This is a genomic window from Mucilaginibacter sp. P1_D10 (assembly GCF_056406215.1).
Map to the genome: position 1 here is coordinate 26,272 of NZ_JBFUAP010000011.1, position 17,138 is coordinate 43,409.

The following is a 17,138-nucleotide window of genomic DNA, read 5'->3' on the forward strand; positions in this document are numbered from 1 at the left end:
CCGTGAAAAAACAAACAATTATAGTAACCGGTGCATCATCCGGCATAGGCAAAGAAATAGCCCGGTATTTTTTGGAGAAAGGCGATAACGTAGTAATCAACTCGGCATCGCAGGATAAGCTGGAAAAAGCCTACCAGGAACTTGGCGCAGGCGGAAACCTGGCTACGGTAGCCGGCGATGTAGGTGATAAAAAAACCGGCGAGCGGCTGGTGGCCACTGCCATAGATAAATTCGGTTCGGCAGATGTGTTGATAAATAATGCCGGCATATTTGAGACCCGGCCATTTTTGGAGGTGGATGAAGCCTACCTGGATCGCTTTTTGAACACCAATCTCAAAGGGACTTACTTTACTACGCAGGCCGTAATCCCCCAGATGCTGAAACAGCGCGACGGGGTGGTCATAAATATCGGTACGCCGTTGGTTTACCATGCTTTGGGCGGTGCACCCGCAACCGCGCCAATATCCAGCAAGGGCGCTATACACGCGCTTACGCTGCAACTTGCAGCCGAGTTTGGCAAAAGTAATATACGCGTCAATACTATAGCGCCGGGCGTTATCCGCACGCCCATGCACGGCGAAGCAGCTGATGACAGCGCCGGGATACATTTGCTTAACCGCATTGGAGAAGTGGCCGCCGTGGCCGAAATGGTTTACACGGTAGCCAAAAGCAATTTTATCAGCGGTGCTATTATCAATGTGGACGGCGGTATGGGAGCCGGGCACAATTTAAATTAAACTAAAAAATTTAAGGAGATGAAAACTCAGGATGTAGATTCGGCAGCCATTACGCAGGTGCTGGAGGATGTCTATTTCAAAGGCATCTATAATGGCGATATAAACATTTTAAACCAGATTTATCACCCGGGCACCTTATTGTTCGGCGACGTAAAGGGGCAGCCTTATGCCAAAACACTAGCAGTATATTTAGACGGTGTTGCACACCGGCAAAGCCCCAAAGATTCGGGCAAGCCGTTTAAGGGCGAGGTGCTGTCTGTCAGCGTGGTGCAATCGATAGCCGTTGCCGAGGTGAAGGTGAAAATGTACGAATTCAACTATCATGAGTTTTTATCTTTCCATAAAATCAACGGGGAGTGGCTCATCGTAAATAAAATGATCAGCGACGTAACCCAATAAAAATACAGCTATGTGGCACAATACAAAAGCAACAGAAATGCTGGGTATTAAATACCCCATTTTGCAGGGGCCTTTTGGCGGCAACTTATCATCAGTAGAGTTGGTGGCAACAGTATCTAACGCCGGGGGATTAGGCGGATACGGTGCCTATACCATGAGTCCGCAGGAAATTGTAGATGTGGATAAGCAAATTAAAGCCGCTACCGATAAACCCTATAACTTAAATCTGTGGGTATCTGATACTGATGCGGTAGGCGGCACCGTCACAGATGCGCAGTTCGACAAAGCGGCGGCCCTATTTAAACCCTATTTCGACGAGGCGGGAATCCCGTTGCCGGCAAAACCGGCACCCTTCAAAACCCGTTTCGAGAACCAGTTGCAGGTCATATTGGATATAAAACCCAAAGTATTCAGCTTTATGTTCGGCGTGCCGTCAGCCGATGTTTTGGAGCAATTCCGCAGGCTGGGTATAACAACAATTGGCGCGGCAACTACCTTAGATGAAGCCATTTTTCTGGAAAATGCAGGCGTGGATGTGATTATCGCATCCGGTTTCGAGGCAGGCGGCCACAGGCCGTCATTCCTGGCCCCGGCTGAATCATCAACCACCGGCACGTTTGTATTGATGCAACTAATTAAAGAAAAAGTGAAAACACCCGTTGTAACCGCAGGCGGCATAGCGAATGGGAGGGGCATAGCTGCCGCGCTAACCCTGGGCGCAGACGCAGTGCAAATAGGCACCGCTTTCTTAGCCACCGATGAATCGAATGCGTTACCTATACACAGGCAAATGCTTTTCTCTGATGCGGCAAGGTACACTACTTTGTCGCGTGCCTTTACGGGGCGCCTGGGCAGGGGCATTACCAGCCGGGTAGCTAAAGACTTGGTGCACAAGGAAGCAAGTATTTTACCCTTCCCCTTGCAATCAACCTTCATGTCGCCCCTGCGGAAAGCCGCCATTGAGCAGGAGAAATGGGATATGATTTTATTTTGGGGCGGGCAAATAGCGCCGATATTAAAACACACCAAGGCAAAGGTTTTGATGGAATCTTTGATTGAAGAAACAACAGCATATTTCAATAATTTAAAAGCCTAATCACCGGCGAGGATTAATTCGCCCTGGCTGCAATATTAGGCACTTAAGCTATTGCTGTCGCATGCAGGTCAAGTTCAAAGCGTAACAGGGCTTCCTGTACATACCCGGTGGCCTGTGCGGGCAACTCGTTGAAAAGCTGCTTGTAGTAATTAATACCCTCTTGCAGTTGGTCCTTAAATTTGGTCAGTTGCTTCCGTTTTTTATCGGTAAGATCCTTGACGTGGTTTTGGATATCGGTTTGCAGGTAGTTGATGTACAAATCAAGTTCCTTCAGGAAAATATGCGGCCGCTGAGGATTATTCAGGATATCTATTTTACCGTAGATGTGCTTCACCATCTCATCCAGCGAGAATATGTTTTTGAAATAGGCCAGGTTGGGGCCGGGGCAAATAGCCACCGCCTTATTCTCGCGCGGTTTAATCATGCCAAACTTGAGGTAGGCTGATGAGCAGAGGCCCTCGCACAGGCATATTTTTTCGGTTATCGTTGCCAGCTGAGCATCATGCTCCTCTTTCGGGAGTGTCATCGCATCCAGCTGCATAATTTTTTGGTTTTGATACTCGCGCGATGCAGTACAGATGGGTTGCTCGGTGAATTCGGTATTACTACACAAGAATTTTTTGGTGCAGGGGCTACCGGGCCGGTTGCGGGCTATACGTTCCAGGCGCTGCTGTTCGCTGCTGCTGCCTTTAAAATTGTTGAACAATATGCCCAATGGCGATGCGCCGCTAAGGTAGTAGTCCTCCTCGCGGGCAACTGTAAGCTGGGTAAGGGTTTCGTCGTCAACGTTTGTTGCCTCGGGCACCAGTAGAAAGGGGCTTCCCCAACCGGTGGCATCCAACTGGTAATATTCCATCAGGAAATTGTTCTCCGCTGCCGTGCCTATGCCGCCCTGCACGCTGAAACGCTGTTGGGGTATCGCTGTTGCTGTGATGTTTTTTAGTGCCAGTGCGTTCTGGTATAACTCGGATAAACTCGTAAGCATCTCTGCTTTACGTTCCTTAAACTCCTGTAGTATCGGCCCTAGTAAAAAGCCCTCGGTGGCAAAGGCATGCCCGCCGCAGTTAAGGCCCGATTCTACCCGGAACTCAGATACCCATAGCCCCTTTTTGGCCAGGAATTTGGCTTGTATGAAAGCCGAACGGAAATCGCTCACCTTCAGCGTTATTTTCTTTTTCAGTATGCCCTCATCATCAGGAGAGAAGGCCGGGAAAGCCTCCAGGTAGCTATATAGTTTAGGGTTCATCCCCGCCGATAGGATTACCGATGATGACAGCGTGCTCTCGGCAAAGCCACGCAGGGCTGCCAGGGCATCTGTGTTTTCGTCGCCCGTGTATTGGCCATCGGCATCAAAGTTCATCTTATCTACCTTGGCCATAATGTTTACGTCGATGGAGCCCATCGTCATTTTTTTGCGCAGAATGTTGCCGAATATCTCCTTCCGTTGATTGTCGGGATAATCCACCATCAAATCGTACCCTTGCTTTAATTGCGAGGCATCGGGCAGTAAGTCGAAGTAGCGGTACAAATCTGTCCCGCTCTCGAAAGATTGCGTTTTCAGTTCTTCAAACTGCGCCTTCACCAGCTTATCCACCAGGTTAAGGTAGGCAGTAATACGCCTTGCACGGCTATCTTCATCGCCCTTTTTGATGAGCGTGTAGGGGTCGCCTGCTTTGTGGCAATGGTATTCCCGCATGCGTTCTATCAGGTCATCGTCTACTATCGACATTACCGACGATACCCCATAGCGGGCAACTTTCAGCGGCGTATCTATGGAGTAACCAAGCCCCAATACGGGTATATGAAATGTATGGCTCATGCTGCGTATAATTTTCAACAAAACTATGCTTACTGCGTGGGGCGGAACCTGACGGAGGTCACATTTTTAAGCGAGGCGCATCATTATTTAAGCAGTCAAAAGCAGGGATTTTTGAGCAAACATTTGAATAATGACCGAGAGCACAATTGCGCAGCTCACTACCTGTTACCATTGCGGGGAAGATTGCGTTTCCACAACGTACAAATTCGAAGAGAAAACCTTTTGCTGCCAGGGTTGCGAAAGTGTGTACCGCATACTTTCTGAAAATAAGCTATGCAGTTACTATAATTATAACGACCATCCCGGTGCCACCCGCCAGCGTATTGATAAGCGTTTCGATTATTTGGACGAACCCACCATTATCAAAGAGCTGATAGATTATACCGATAACGAGATAACAACGGTTACGCTGTACATACCGCATATACATTGCTCTTCGTGCATTTGGTTGCTGGAGAAGCTGAACAAGTTTAACCCGGCGGTACATTACTGCCGTATCGACTTCCTGAAGAAGCAGCTTAACATCAAATTCGATAATAAAAAACTGAGCCTGAAAGGGCTGGTGGAGTTGCTGTATGATATTGGTTACGAGCCGGTAATTAGCCTGCAGGATGTCATCAAAAAGCAAAACGGTATAAATAACGATAATCTGGTGGCTAAAATTGCAGTGGCGGGTTTCTGCTTTGGCAACGTAATGCTGCTGAGTTTCCCTGAGTACTTCGGGCTATCGGCCTACGAACAATCTTTCAGGCATTTTTTCGGCTGGCTCAATATAGCGTTTTGCCTGCCGGTTGTTTTTTATAGCGGCACCGGCTACTTTACTTCGGCCTGGCAAAATATCCGCAATAAGGTGATGCATATCGATTTCCCGCTGGCCCTGGGCATTGCGGTGCTGTTCGGCCGCACGGTAATAGAGATACTAACAAAAAGCGGCGCAGGTTTTGCCGATACGCTGTGCGGACTGGTTTTCTTTTTGCTGGTGGGCAAATTTGTGCAGCGCAAAACCTATAACCATATTTCCTTCGAGCGAGATTACCGCTCGTTTTTCCCCGTTGCAGTGCAGGTGATGGAAGGCGATGCCGAAAAGCCCGTGCCCCTGGCCGATTTAAAAGTAGGGCAGCGCATCGTGATAAGGCACAGCGAAATTATCCCCGCCGACGCCATATTGCTGAAAGGCGAAGCTTTGGTAGATTTTAGTTTCGTAACGGGCGAGTCGGTACCGGTGAATAAAACCCTTGGCGAGATTATCTACGCCGGCGGCAGGCAAACCAGCGAAGCTATTGAACTGGAGGTGGTGAAACCTGTATCGCAAAGCTACCTAACCCAGCTTTGGAATAATGAGGCCTTTACCCGCCAGCAGGATAACCGCATGCAAACTTTCAACGAGAAGGTAAGCAAATATTTCACGGTAGTGCTGCTCGTAATTGCATTTGGCTGCCTGGCGTTTTGGCTGCCAACCGATGCCCGAAGAGGGCTGGCCGCTTTTACTGCGGTGCTCATCGTAGCCTGCCCTTGCGCGCTGGCATTGAGTACGCCTTTTACCATGTCGGCCGCGCTCAGCATTTTCGACCGCAACCTTTTTTACCTGAAGAATACGGCCGTGGTAGAGCAGCTTGCCCGCATAGATACCATCGTATTCGATAAAACAGGTACCATCACCACCAGCGGCGGCAATAACATTACGCTGAACGCCGTATTGCGGGGCCGCGAGAAACAACTCATATATAGCGCCTGCAGCAACTCCAACCACCCGTTATCGCGCATGATATGCCGTTATCTGGGCAGCATGGCCAAACTGCCCGTAAACGAGTATAACGAGATGCCGGGTAAGGGTATAAACGCCACCATCGGCACGGATACTATACGGTTGGGCAGTGGTAAGTTCTTGTTCGGGCATTTCGAGGAAGCGGCACTTTCTACGCGGGTGCATATCATGATCAACGCGGAGTATCTGGGGTATTTTACCTTCACACAAAGCTATCGAAATGGGCTGGATAAAGTGGCCCGGTTGTCGCCCCCGTATCGCCTGTTCCTGGTATCGGGCGACCAGAACCACGAGAAAAAAGAACTGCTTAGCGTATTCGAGGCCGATCAGATGCATTTCGACCAGTCGCCGCAGCAAAAACTGGGCTTTATAAAATTGTTGCAACACCTCAAGGGCAAAGTAATGATGGTTGGGGATGGTCTTAATGACGCCGGCGCACTTAAACAAAGCGACCTGGGCATTGCTGTAACCGATAACGTAAATAACTTTTCGCCGGGTTGCGACGCCATATTAGATGGCAAATCCTTCGGCAAGCTGCCGGCCTTCCTGCAATTCTCAAAAAGCACCGTAAGGATTATCCATTGCTCATTCTTCATCTCGCTAACTTATAACCTTATCGGGCTAAGCTATGCGGTTACGGGCAACCTATCGCCATTGATAGCGGCCATCCTGATGCCTGTAAGCACCGTAACCATCATATCATTCACTACAATAGCCACGCATATAGCCGCACGAAGGAGGGGCCTGCAATGAACATAATCTACTTTTTAATAGGCTGCAGTGTATTGCTGGCCACCCTGTTCTTATCGGCCTTTTTTTGGGCGCAGCGCAGCGGGCAAAACGACGACCTGTACACCCCATCTGTACGCATACTGCTGGACGAAGAAGATTTTATAGAGCCAGATAAGTGACCGCCATCACCTTTTAAGCCAACCACCATCATTCTGTCGCAGAGGCGGCACTTATACTTTTACCACCGAAATAAAAACCACAATATATGGAGCCGGAGAAATTTTATTATGATAACAAGATCGTGCGCAACTTTGGTATTGCAACCATCGTTTGGGGCATCATCGGGATGACGGTTGGGCTAATCGCGGCCATTCAGCTGTTCCACCCCGCTGCCAATATGGGCAACCAATATACCACCTTTGGGCGCATAAGGCCGCTGCATACCAATGCAGTAATCTTTGCGTTTGTAGGCAACGCCATTTTCATGGGCGTTTACTATTCGCTACAAAGGCTGCTTAAGGCGCGTATGTTCAGCACCGCCCTCAGCCAGATACACTTCTGGGGCTGGCAGCTTATCATCCTCTCGGCAGTAATCACACTGCCCCTTGGGCTCACCACATCGCATGAGTACGCCGAACTGGAGTGGCCCATCGATATTGCCATTACGCTGATATGGGTGGTCTTCGGCATCAACATGTTCGGTACCATATTCAAACGCCGCGAGCGGCATTTGTATGTAGCCATTTGGTTTTACATTGCCACCTTCGTTACTATAGCAGTGTTGCATATCGTAAACTCATTCGAGCTGCCGGTATCGCCTTTCAAAAGCTATATGGTTTACGCGGGCGTTCAGGATGCGCTGGTGCAATGGTGGTACGGGCACAATGCGGTAGCATTTTTCCTTACCACGCCATACCTGGGCATGATGTACTACTTCCTACCTAAAATGGCCAATCGCCCAATCTATTCTTATAAGCTGAGCATACTGCACTTTTGGGCCTTGATATTTATTTACATATGGGCCGGTCCGCACCATTTATTATACACCACATTACCGGGCTGGGCGCAATCATTAGGCGTAGCATTCTCTATCATGTTGATAGCGCCAAGCTGGGGCGGTATGATCAACGGCCTGCTTACCCTGCGCGGTGCCTGGGATAAGGTGCGCGAAGATGTAGTGCTTAAGTTTATGGTGGTTGGCTTAACCGCTTATGGTATGGCCACATTTGAAGGGCCCTTATTATCCCTTAAACAGGTAAACGGCATAGCCCACTTTACCGATTGGATCGTGGCGCACGTGCACGTGGGTGCGCTTGGCTGGAACGGCTTCTTAACCTTTGCTATTTTGTACTGGCTGATGCCGAGGATGTACAAAACCGAACTTTACTCCAAAAAGCTGGCCTCCTTCCATTTTTGGATCGGCACGCTGGGTATATTGTTTTATGCGATACCCATGTATTGGGCCGGTTTTACCCAGGGCCTGATGCTGAAAGAGTTTACCCCCGAAGGCATACTGAAATACCCCAACTTTTTGCAAACCACTGTATTGATTATACCGATGCATATCATGCGTTCGGTAGGTGGGGCCATGTATTTACTAGGGGTTATCGTAATGGCCTATAACCTTGCCAAAACCATGCTGAAAGGCAAATTGGTGGCCAACGAACCGGCCCAGGCTATGGCTTTGCTGCCCGTGCATACCATGGAGCGCGAAACAGCCTGGCATCGCCGACTGGAACGCAGGCCTATACAACTAATGATTGCCGCGCTGGTGGTTATCCTCATCGGCACGGTTATAGAGCTGATGCCTACGATGACTATATCATCCAACGTACCTACCATTGCCAGCGTAAAACCCTACACCCCGCTGGAATTGCAGGGCCGCGATATCTACATAAGAGAGGGATGTTCTAACTGCCACTCGCAAACCGTAAGGCCTTTCCGTTCTGAAACGGAGCGCTACGGTGAGTACAGCAAGGCAGGCGAGTTCGTGTACGATCACCCTTTCCTTTGGGGTTCTAAACGTACCGGCCCCGATTTGGCCCGCGAAGGTCAGAAATACGGCAACGCCTGGCACTATAACCACATGATGGACCCGAGGCTGATGTCGCCCGGCAGCATCATGCCAAATTATGATTGGCTAATAACCCAGAGCCTGGATACCACTTCTACACCGGCCAAGATAAGGGGCATGCAAACCCTGGGCGTGCCATATCCTGCCGGTTACGATAAAATAGCCAATCAGGAACTTGGCAAACAGGCTAAAGGCATTGCCGATAACCTGGCCAAGGATAAAATAAAAGTACAGAGCGATAAAGAGATAGTAGCCGTAATAGCTTATCTGCAACGCCTTGGGGTAGACATCAAAGCAACCAAAACCACCAATAAATAACCATATCATGTTTAAGCAATTCACAGAAAACATACAAGGGAACCAGGTTTACTTGCTTTTCTCACTCGCAATATTTTTAGTGTTTTTCATTATCGTAACGGTGCTGCTGCTCAGGCTCAAAAAAAGCCACGTAGATCACATGAGCGCCATCCCCCTGAATGATAACGAAGGCGAAGTACTTAATACCTTATAGCCATGAAATACTTACGTTTGATATTGCTTGCTGTTTTTGTAATGTTTTTGCAACCGGCAAGCGCCCAAAATGACAGCCTCATTTCTCCCGAGGTTCAAAATTACATCGGCTACGGTGCCATCATCACCATGATGCTGCTGTTCCTGATAGCACTTTTGATGATACTGCGCACCTTTAAAGTGCTTACCAAGGTTATCATGAAAAGCCAGGGTTATACCAACCAGCAAATTGTCGCCGAGCTGAACCCACCGAAAGCGGCCGCCAAACCAAAAGGACAGGTTTGGAACAAGCTGTTATCCCTAAGGCCGTTATCCGAAGAAAAGGATATGATTATGGAGCACGAGTACGATGGCATACAGGAGTTGGACAACCCTACGCCCGGCTGGTTTATGGTGCTTTTTTATGGTACCATAGCATTTGCCGTGTGCTACCTGTTGATATACCATGTGTTTGATCTTGCGCCCTTGCAAGATGAAGAGTATAAAAATGAAGTAGCTGTAGCCGATGCCGCACAAAAGGTTTACCTGAGCAAAGCGGCAAACCGGGTAGACGAGCGTACCGTGAAGCATGTTAGCGATCCGGCGGTTATCGGGTCGGGGCAGGCTGTGTTTAAACAAAGCTGCGTAGCCTGCCATGGCGAAAACGGACAAGGTGTAGTTGGCCCCAACCTTACCGACGAATACTGGCTGCACGGCAACAAAATCGGCGATATATTCAAAACCGTGAAATACGGCGTGCTTAGCAAAGGAATGCCTACCTGGGAAAAACAGCTATCGCCCAAACAGATATCCGATGTGGCTAACTATATATTGTCATTGAAAGACACACATCCGGCGGGTGCAAAAGAACCGCAAGGAACCAAAGAAGAAGAAAATAAAATAGCAGCAAACTAAAATGGACGCAGCGATAACGGTTGGGAGCGAAGGTAAGAGGCGGTGGTTATACCCATCGTTGCGTAAAGGCAGGTTTTACAGGTGGCGCAGCATCATCAGCTACGTGTACCTGATGTTCTTTTTCGCGGGGCCGTTCCTGCGGATAAACGGGCAGCCGCTATTGCTGCTGAACGTGCTGGAGCGGCACTTTGTAATAGCCGGGCAGGTTTTTTGGCCGCAGGATATCTTTCTGTTCGTGCTGGCCACGCTGGTATTTATTGTTTGCGTGGCTCTGTTTACGCTCGCCTTCGGCCGGGTGTTTTGCGGCTGGATATGTCCCCAAACCATATTCATGGAAATGGTTTTCCGTAAGATAGAGATTTGGATAGAGGGCGACGCCAACAAACGCAAACACCTGGATGCCGCACCCTTGGACAGGGAAAAAATACTGAAGAAAGGGGCGAAGCACCTATTGTTCATCCTTGTATCGTTTTTAATAGCCAATACTTTTTTGGCGTACGTCATCGGTAGCGAAGGACTGATAAAAATCGTGACAGAAACGGTTAGCCTGCATTGGGTTGGGTTTATCAGCATATGGGTGTTTACGGCTGTTTTTTACTTGGTTTACAGCCAGGTACGCGAGCTGGTTTGCACGGTGATTTGCCCCTATGGGCGTATGCAAGGCGTACTTTTAGATAACGATACCATCGTTGTGGCTTATAATACAACCAGAGGCGAGCCTCGCGGTAAACTCGATAGAAAAGCCGCGCCATCGGCACCTCCGCTGGGCGATTGCGTGGATTGCAACCTCTGTGTGGCGGTTTGCCCTACCGGGATTGATATCCGTAACGGCACGCAGCTGGAGTGCGTTAATTGCACTGCCTGCATAGATGCCTGCGATTATGTGATGGATAAGATACACAAGCCGCGCAACCTCATTGGCTACTACTCAGAAAATATGATAGCCAATAACCAAAAGCCTGTTTTTACCGGCAGGATGATGGGCTACAGCGCGGTTATTGCCGTAATGATGACGGTGCTGTGCTATTTTATCTTCAGTCGGACAGATTTGGATATGACGGTGATGCGCAGTGCCGGTATGCTATACCAGGAGCAACCAGGCGGCTACATCAGCAATATTTATAATGCCGAAATTATCAACAAGTTCAACGTTGCTACTTCTATTACCATTAAAGCAGACGACCCTGCTATCCGGATAAAATATATCCAGGCACCGGATAAAATTGCCAAAGGTGGCTCTACCAAGGTGGTGTTTTTTGTAATGGTGAAAGCTTCGACCATCCATTCGCCAAAAACGGATATCAAGCTACAGGTGATAGCCAACAACAAAATTGTAGAAACCGTAAGTACCTCTTTTATAGGTCCTGTAAATAATTAAGCAAATGAATTGGGGAAAAGGAATAATTGGGGGTATGGTAGTATTTATGCTCTTTATCATCTGTATGTGCATCTACATGTTCAACGTACCGGCGGATGATTTCGACCATCAGTATTACGAAAAAGGCTTGAACTTTAACCAGGAGTACAACCGCGAACAACAGGTAACTAAAGATAACGCCCGTCCCACCATTACCCAGACAAACGGGCAGCTGAAATTTGTCTTTGCCAAACCGGTTATTGGTACGGTGAAATTCATGCGCCCCTCCAGCACTAGTATGGATAGGGTGTTCCAACTCAACTCAGATACGGGGCGGTTAGTGGCTATTCCATTGGCCAACATGGCTCGCGGCCCCTGGCAATTAACAATAGAATGGAAAAGCAACAGCAAGCAATACTTGTATAAAAAAGAAGTGTTAGTGAAATGAGTAGTAACGAGATAGCTTTTTTTATAGGCTTGTTTGGCAGCCTGCACTGCGTTGGCATGTGCGGGCCGCTTGCTTTTGCCATTCCCTCGTTTGGGCAAAGCCGCTGGCGTATAGTTGTAGATAAGTTGCTTTACAACAGCGGCAGGGTTATCACTTATACCTTGCTGGGTTTTATAGCCGGTATGGTGGGCAGGCAATTGTGGCTGGCCAACCTGCAGCAGGCGTTAAGCTTAGTAACCGGGCTTATTATTATTGCGGTGGGCATCAGCCGCATATTTAAATGGAGGCTACTGCCCGGCAACGGAAACAAAGCCTTTTTTTCGCCCGTAAATCGTATGCTGAATTATGCTTTAAAACATCAGGCAGGGCACCTGGCCGTTGGCTTGTTGAATGGTTTCCTGCCCTGTGGTTTCGTTTATCTGGCGCTGCTGGGGGCCATCAACACGCCATCGCCGGTAACCGCATCGCAGTATATGTTTTGGTTTGGCGTGGGCACCTTCCCGCTGATGCTGCTGGCAACCATAAGCGCAGGTTTTGCGGGGCCGGCGGTGCGCCGCAAAATAAATGTTTTTTTGCCCTACCTTATGGTTTGCCTTGGCCTGTGGTTCATATTGCGCGGGGCAGGCCTCGATATACCTTACCTGAGCCCTGCCAGGAACCCCGATGGCAGCATCTGCTACTGACCAATAAAAGTGACGCCTGTCACTTTTCAAAAGGCCCGCCGTCATGGCCTTGCTGCGGCCAACACGCCATCTTTGTGGTATAAATTATTAACACAAACATCATGGCAACTTTAACAAACACTGCAGCCCACTGGRCCAATAGCACTCCTGCTAAAACCACCACTAATAATTTCCTTACCCGCCTAAGCCTCTGGGCCGACGGGCAGGCTCCCAACAAAACGCTTTGGTTCCTGGTATCACTTACTGCGCAGGGCGTGCTTTTTCTGCCGCTGCCTGCCGTATTTATGTACTATTTCAACGCGCCGATAATCGTGCTGGCTATTACGCTGGCACTGTTCTTTGCCAATATTATTGCAGGCATGGGTGGCTCCGGCATCAGAACGCTGCTGGGTTTATTGGCCGTAAGTGTTGTTGCGCATGTGCTGATGCTGCTTATCTTTTTGATTTAAAACAATCGCGTCTTATTTATCTTACCAGTTAAACATACATGATCCCAAAAACAATGAAGGCCGCCGTAATCCATGAATTTGGAGCACCGCTGCTGATTGAACAAGTGCCCGTGCCCGAGCCTGGCTATAACCAGTTATTGGTAAAGGTGATGGCCTGCGGCGTTTGCCACACCGATTTGCACGCCTGCAACGGCGATTGGCCCGTAAAGCCCCAATTGCCGCTGATACCCGGGCACGAGGGCATAGGTTATGTGGTAGCTAAAGGGCAGGGCGTAACCAACGTGCAGGAAGGCGATATAGTAGGCGTACCCTGGTTATACAGCGCCTGCGGTTGCTGCGAGTTCTGCATCACCGGCTGGGAAACCCTTTGTGCGGAACAACAGAACGGCGGGTATAGCGTGAACGGCAGCTTTGCCGAATACGTGGTGGCCGATTCGCGGTATGTAGCGCATTTCCCGGCGGGAATTAACTTTGTGGACATGGCACCAATAATTTGTGCCGGGGTCACCGTGTACAAAGGCCTGAAGGAAACCGAAACCAAGCCCGGCGAATGGGTAGCCATATCGGGCATAGGTGGACTGGGGCATTTGGCCGTGCAATACGCCAAAGCCATGGGCATGCTGGTAGCGGCAGTAGATGTCGCCGACGACAAGCTCGACCTGGCAAAACGCCTGGGAGCCGATCTGGTGGTGAATGCCAAAGAACAGAACCCCGGCACCTACCTCAAAAAGCAAACCGGCGGTATGCATGGCGTGCTGGTAACTGCCGTATCGCCCATTGCGTTTGAGCAGGGTATAGGCATGCTAAGGCGAAAAGGTACCCTGGCACTCAATGGCTTACCTAAGGGTGGCTTCGATTTGTCGATATTCGATACGGTTATTAACCGCTACACCATCAGGGGATCTATTGTGGGTACCCGTAAAGATATGCAGGAAGCCATTGCATTTGCGGTTGATGGTAAAGTAAAAGCCACCGTACATACGGCCAAACTGGAAGATATCAACACCGTTTTCGATAATATGAAAAAGGGTGAGATAGAGGGCCGTATCGTACTGGAAATAGCAACAGCCTAATTCAATAATTCATATAAAACAGGAAGCCGGCCATCGTTTAGATGTAGCCGGCTTTTTTATTTACAAGGGTAAATTTCCCGCAATTCTTGTCCAGGTTTTATTTTATAGAAATTTAAAAAGAACAGGCAAAATTCGGCTGGACCAAATAAACCCTACGCGCTTATTTTTTCCTCCTCCGCGGGCGTAAACCCGCCAAATTACCGTCGAAAATTTGCGTTTATTTCGCGTTTTTAGGTGTTTTTTGGGCCTTTTTTTGGACCTTTTTGCACCTTTTTTTGAACTTTTCCCCGTAGGTAACAAAAAGGCCCAATTTGCATGGAATGGCCGTTTTTTGTTAAAGACCCTGTTTTTAAGGCGAAAAAAATTTCCAGCTTTTTCCAGCCTTGTAGAAGGTCGTTAAGGGGAGATGTTTTTCAATTTTCGTTCCTTACTGAGACGATAATGGGCTATGTATTGGGCAGCTTGCATAAGACGTTCCTATGGAACGTTAAAATATGCTATTTGCTTTGCTACCAATAAGCCGTCCCGCCGGGACGAAGAAGGCTTTTTAATATCCCTTCGGGATATCTTATGGGTAGAGAAAACAAGAGGCATCCGGTACGTTCCATAGGAACGTTTTATGGATTTGCCACCCTGTTGGGTGAGGAGCTAACCTAAACCGCCATGCTGAACAGCGGCGTGGTGGGTTTATCGGCCCAAAGGCGGGCATCCAGGGCCATACATATATTGCGTAAAAAGCGTTTGCCTTTTTCGGTTACGGTAAGGCCTAATGAGCTGAGTTCTATCAGATCGTCGTCTTCCAGGGGCTGCAGGCGTTCTATGCCCAACAATAAGGCCTCGCAGGGCTCGGTGTGATGGTTCCAGCTGGTTTTGCCGGTGCACATGATATTGAGGATGTGCTTGCGCAGGATAAGGTCATCATGTGTGAGGATATGGCCCTTGAACACGGGCAGCACACTTTGCTCTATCAGGCTATGGTATTCTTCCAGTTGCTTTACGTTTTGGGCAAAACCATACCAGGAATCGCTTATGGCTGATACGCCCAGGCCTATCATCAGTTGGGTGTGCTGATGCGTATAGCCCATAAAATTGCGGTGCAACTGACCGTTATCCATGGCATCAACCAACGAATCGTGGGGGAGTGCAAAGTGGTCCATCCCCACTTCTATATAGCCGTAGTTCTTCAGCAGGCTGCGGCCAATGCCATACAGTTTTAATTTAGCGGCACCGTCGGGCAGGTCGGCTTCGGTGAAGCGGCGCTGGCTGGCTTTTATCCAGGGCACATGGGCATAGCTGTAAAAGGCTATCCTGTCGGGCATCAGTTCGCTTACCAACTGCATGGTGTTAATGAGCCCCTCGGCGGTTTGTAAGGGCAGGCCGTAGATAAGGTCGTAATTGATGGAAGTGTAGCCTATGCGCCGTGCCTCGTTAGTAACATCGCGCACCTGCTCCAGCGTTTGGTGCCGGTTGATGATGAACTGCACCCTCGGGTCGAAATCCTGTATGCCTAAACTCAGGCGCCGAAAACCCAAATCGTACAGTACTTGCAAATGCTGCGCGGTGGTATTGCCCGGGTGCGCCTCAAAACTGAACTCTGCTTTTGGATGAATATTTACCCATTCCAGCAAGCCCTGTATCAGCAACTGCAGGTTTTCGGGACTAAAGAACGTCGGCGTGCCGCCACCTAAATGCAGCTCGCGTATAACCGGCACATCGCCCATAATATCTTTGTACAATTGCCATTCCTTTAATACAGCTTTGATATAAGGCTGCTCTACCCCGTGGTTTTTGGTAATACGGGTATTGCAGCCACAATAGGTGCAAAGGCTTTCGCAAAAAGGCAAATGCACGTACAGGCTTATGCCATCGGCGCTGTTGCTATGGGTAAATGAGGCTTGTACGCTGGCCTCCCATGCGTCCGCCGTAAAGGCTTCCGTATCCCAATAGGGCATGGTGGGGTAGCTGGTGTAGCGCGGGGCTGCTACGTTGTATTTATCGGTTAAAAGCTTATCCGTTAATGTCATGGCGTGGGAATGGTTTTATCGGCATGCGGGCGGCAGTTGCTGGCGCATACACAGGCTTTGCCTACGCATTTGTTTTGCTGCCACATATCCAGGTTAGTGATGGTTTGGTTGCATATCTCCTGTAGCGATTCCCGTGTGAGGTACGCCTGGTGCGGTGTTATCAGCACATTGTCGCGCCGCATCAACTCGGTTAGCAGGGCATCTTTTACCAAATCGTCTTCATGGTCCTCAAAAAACAAGTCTTTCTCAAACTCATATACATCCAGCCCCAGGTAGCCAATTTTATTGGTCTTCAGGGCGGCAATCACGTCGGTAGTATTGAGCAAGGCACCGCGGGAGGTGTTGATGAGCATTACGCCCGGTTTCATCAACGCGATGCTTTCTTTATCGATAATATGTTTTGTGGCGGGCGTTAATGGTATATGCAGGGAAATGATATCTGCTGTAATGCAAATTTCCTGCAGCGAGGCCGGTTTAACTATAGCGGTATCGACGGGGAAGTTAAGGTCGTGCGCAATTACCTTGCAGCCCATGCCGTGGTATATGGCCGCTGCCGCCAGCCCGGTATTGCCCAAACCGATTAATCCCACTGTTTTGCCGTGGAAGTTGAAGCCGATGAGCTCATCGTTCAGGAAATTGAAATGGTGGCTGTTATAATCGGCTTTTATGAGCCTACGGTTAAGCGCGAAAGCCAGGGCTACCGAATGCTCGGCAATGGCCTGCGGCGAATATTGAGGCACATTGGCCACTTTTATATGGAGCTTCGCGGCAGCTTCTTTGTCTATGTGGTCCGTCCCGGCCGAGCGTGTGGCAATGTATTTGACACCCATATCGGCCAGCCGCTGTACCACGTTTGCCGATACATCATCGTTGGTGAAAACGATAACCGCATCCTTACCTTCGGCAAAGATGGCTGTATCTAAGCTCAGTGGGTTTGATATAAGGGTTATATCATGTTTTTTTTGATTTGCCTTGGCCAGATATTCTTTCTCGAATGGCTTTATACTATATGCTACCGCTTTCATCCACAATAATTTGATGTCAAAATTATCGTAATGGCGGCAGTCCTTATCTGAGC

16 protein-coding genes are annotated in these 17,138 nt (G+C 49.0%); 13 read left to right on the top strand and 3 right to left on the bottom strand.

The window, feature by feature from the left end:
- The first annotated feature begins 2 nt into the window (after positions 1-2).
- From AC1DYT_RS17735 to AC1DYT_RS17745, 3 genes are read left to right on the top strand one after another with little or no spacing between them, the layout of a single operon-like run.
- Positions 3-737 carry an SDR family NAD(P)-dependent oxidoreductase gene (locus AC1DYT_RS17735; RefSeq protein WP_477470870.1) on the top strand — a complete coding sequence of 245 codons (735 nt, stop codon included), beginning with the start codon at positions 3-5 and terminating at the stop codon, positions 735-737.
- 18 nt (positions 738-755) lie between these two features.
- Positions 756-1,136 carry a nuclear transport factor 2 family protein gene (locus AC1DYT_RS17740; protein WP_477470871.1) on the top strand — a complete coding sequence of 127 codons (381 nt, stop codon included), beginning with the start codon at positions 756-758 and terminating at the stop codon, positions 1,134-1,136.
- 10 nt (positions 1,137-1,146) lie between these two features.
- Positions 1,147-2,232 (top strand): NAD(P)H-dependent flavin oxidoreductase, encoded by a 1,086-nt coding sequence (locus tag AC1DYT_RS17745; RefSeq protein ID WP_477470872.1) that lies wholly within the window; start codon positions 1,147-1,149, stop codon positions 2,230-2,232.
- Between the two features lie 43 nt (positions 2,233-2,275).
- Here AC1DYT_RS17745 and AC1DYT_RS17750 read toward each other — a convergent pair whose 3' ends face one another.
- Positions 2,276-4,051, bottom strand: coding sequence for a hypothetical protein (locus tag AC1DYT_RS17750; protein ID WP_477470873.1), 1,776 nt, complete (start codon positions 4,049-4,051; stop codon positions 2,276-2,278).
- A gap of 130 nt (positions 4,052-4,181) precedes the next feature.
- Between AC1DYT_RS17750 and AC1DYT_RS17755 the strand changes: the two genes are divergently transcribed.
- The 10 genes from AC1DYT_RS17755 to adhP all read left to right on the top strand — a co-directional run bounded on the left by AC1DYT_RS17755 (position 4,182) and on the right by adhP (position 14,036).
- On the top strand, positions 4,182-6,569 hold the full coding sequence (locus tag AC1DYT_RS17755) for a heavy metal translocating P-type ATPase (RefSeq protein WP_477470874.1): 2,388 nt from the start codon (positions 4,182-4,184) through the stop codon (positions 6,567-6,569).
- Positions 6,566-6,727, top strand: a complete 162-nt coding sequence (ccoS, locus tag AC1DYT_RS17760; protein WP_477470875.1) for a cbb3-type cytochrome oxidase assembly protein CcoS — start codon at positions 6,566-6,568, stop codon at positions 6,725-6,727. Before AC1DYT_RS17755 ends, ccoS begins: the two co-directional genes overlap by 4 nt.
- Positions 6,728-6,813: 86 nt before the next feature.
- A complete protein-coding gene (ccoN, locus tag AC1DYT_RS17765) occupies positions 6,814-8,940 on the top strand; it encodes a cytochrome-c oxidase, cbb3-type subunit I (RefSeq protein WP_477470876.1) in 2,127 nt (708 codons plus the stop codon).
- 7 nt (positions 8,941-8,947) lie between these two features.
- A complete protein-coding gene (locus tag AC1DYT_RS17770) occupies positions 8,948-9,133 on the top strand; it encodes a hypothetical protein (protein WP_477459945.1) in 186 nt (61 codons plus the stop codon).
- A gap of 2 nt (positions 9,134-9,135) precedes the next feature.
- A complete protein-coding gene (locus AC1DYT_RS17775) occupies positions 9,136-10,026 on the top strand; it encodes a cbb3-type cytochrome c oxidase N-terminal domain-containing protein (RefSeq protein WP_477470877.1) in 891 nt (296 codons plus the stop codon).
- A gap of 1 nt (position 10,027) precedes the next feature.
- On the top strand, positions 10,028-11,404 hold the full coding sequence (gene ccoG / locus AC1DYT_RS17780) for a cytochrome c oxidase accessory protein CcoG (RefSeq protein WP_477470878.1): 1,377 nt from the start codon (positions 10,028-10,030) through the stop codon (positions 11,402-11,404).
- A 4-nt stretch (positions 11,405-11,408) separates the two neighbouring features.
- Complete coding sequence (locus tag AC1DYT_RS17785) at positions 11,409-11,831, top strand: FixH family protein (RefSeq protein WP_477470879.1); 423 nt, start codon at positions 11,409-11,411, stop codon at positions 11,829-11,831.
- Positions 11,828-12,514, top strand: a complete 687-nt coding sequence (locus AC1DYT_RS17790) for a sulfite exporter TauE/SafE family protein (protein ID WP_477470880.1) — start codon at positions 11,828-11,830, stop codon at positions 12,512-12,514. The genes AC1DYT_RS17785 and AC1DYT_RS17790 overlap by 4 nt, the downstream gene beginning before the upstream one ends.
- Positions 12,515-12,615: 101 nt before the next feature.
- Positions 12,616-12,963, top strand: coding sequence for a hypothetical protein (locus AC1DYT_RS17795; RefSeq protein WP_477470881.1), 348 nt, complete (start codon positions 12,616-12,618; stop codon positions 12,961-12,963).
- Positions 12,964-13,001: 38 nt separating this feature from the next.
- A complete protein-coding gene (gene adhP / locus AC1DYT_RS17800) occupies positions 13,002-14,036 on the top strand; it encodes an alcohol dehydrogenase AdhP (RefSeq protein ID WP_477470882.1) in 1,035 nt (344 codons plus the stop codon).
- Between the two features lie 653 nt (positions 14,037-14,689).
- Here adhP and hemN read toward each other — a convergent pair.
- Positions 14,690-16,060, bottom strand: a complete 1,371-nt coding sequence (gene hemN, locus AC1DYT_RS17805) for an oxygen-independent coproporphyrinogen III oxidase (RefSeq protein WP_477470883.1) — start codon at positions 16,058-16,060, stop codon at positions 14,690-14,692.
- Complete coding sequence (locus AC1DYT_RS17810) at positions 16,057-17,085, bottom strand: 2-hydroxyacid dehydrogenase (RefSeq protein WP_477470884.1); 1,029 nt, start codon at positions 17,083-17,085, stop codon at positions 16,057-16,059. The genes hemN and AC1DYT_RS17810 overlap by 4 nt, the downstream gene beginning before the upstream one ends.
- Positions 17,086-17,138: the final 53 nt, after the last annotated feature.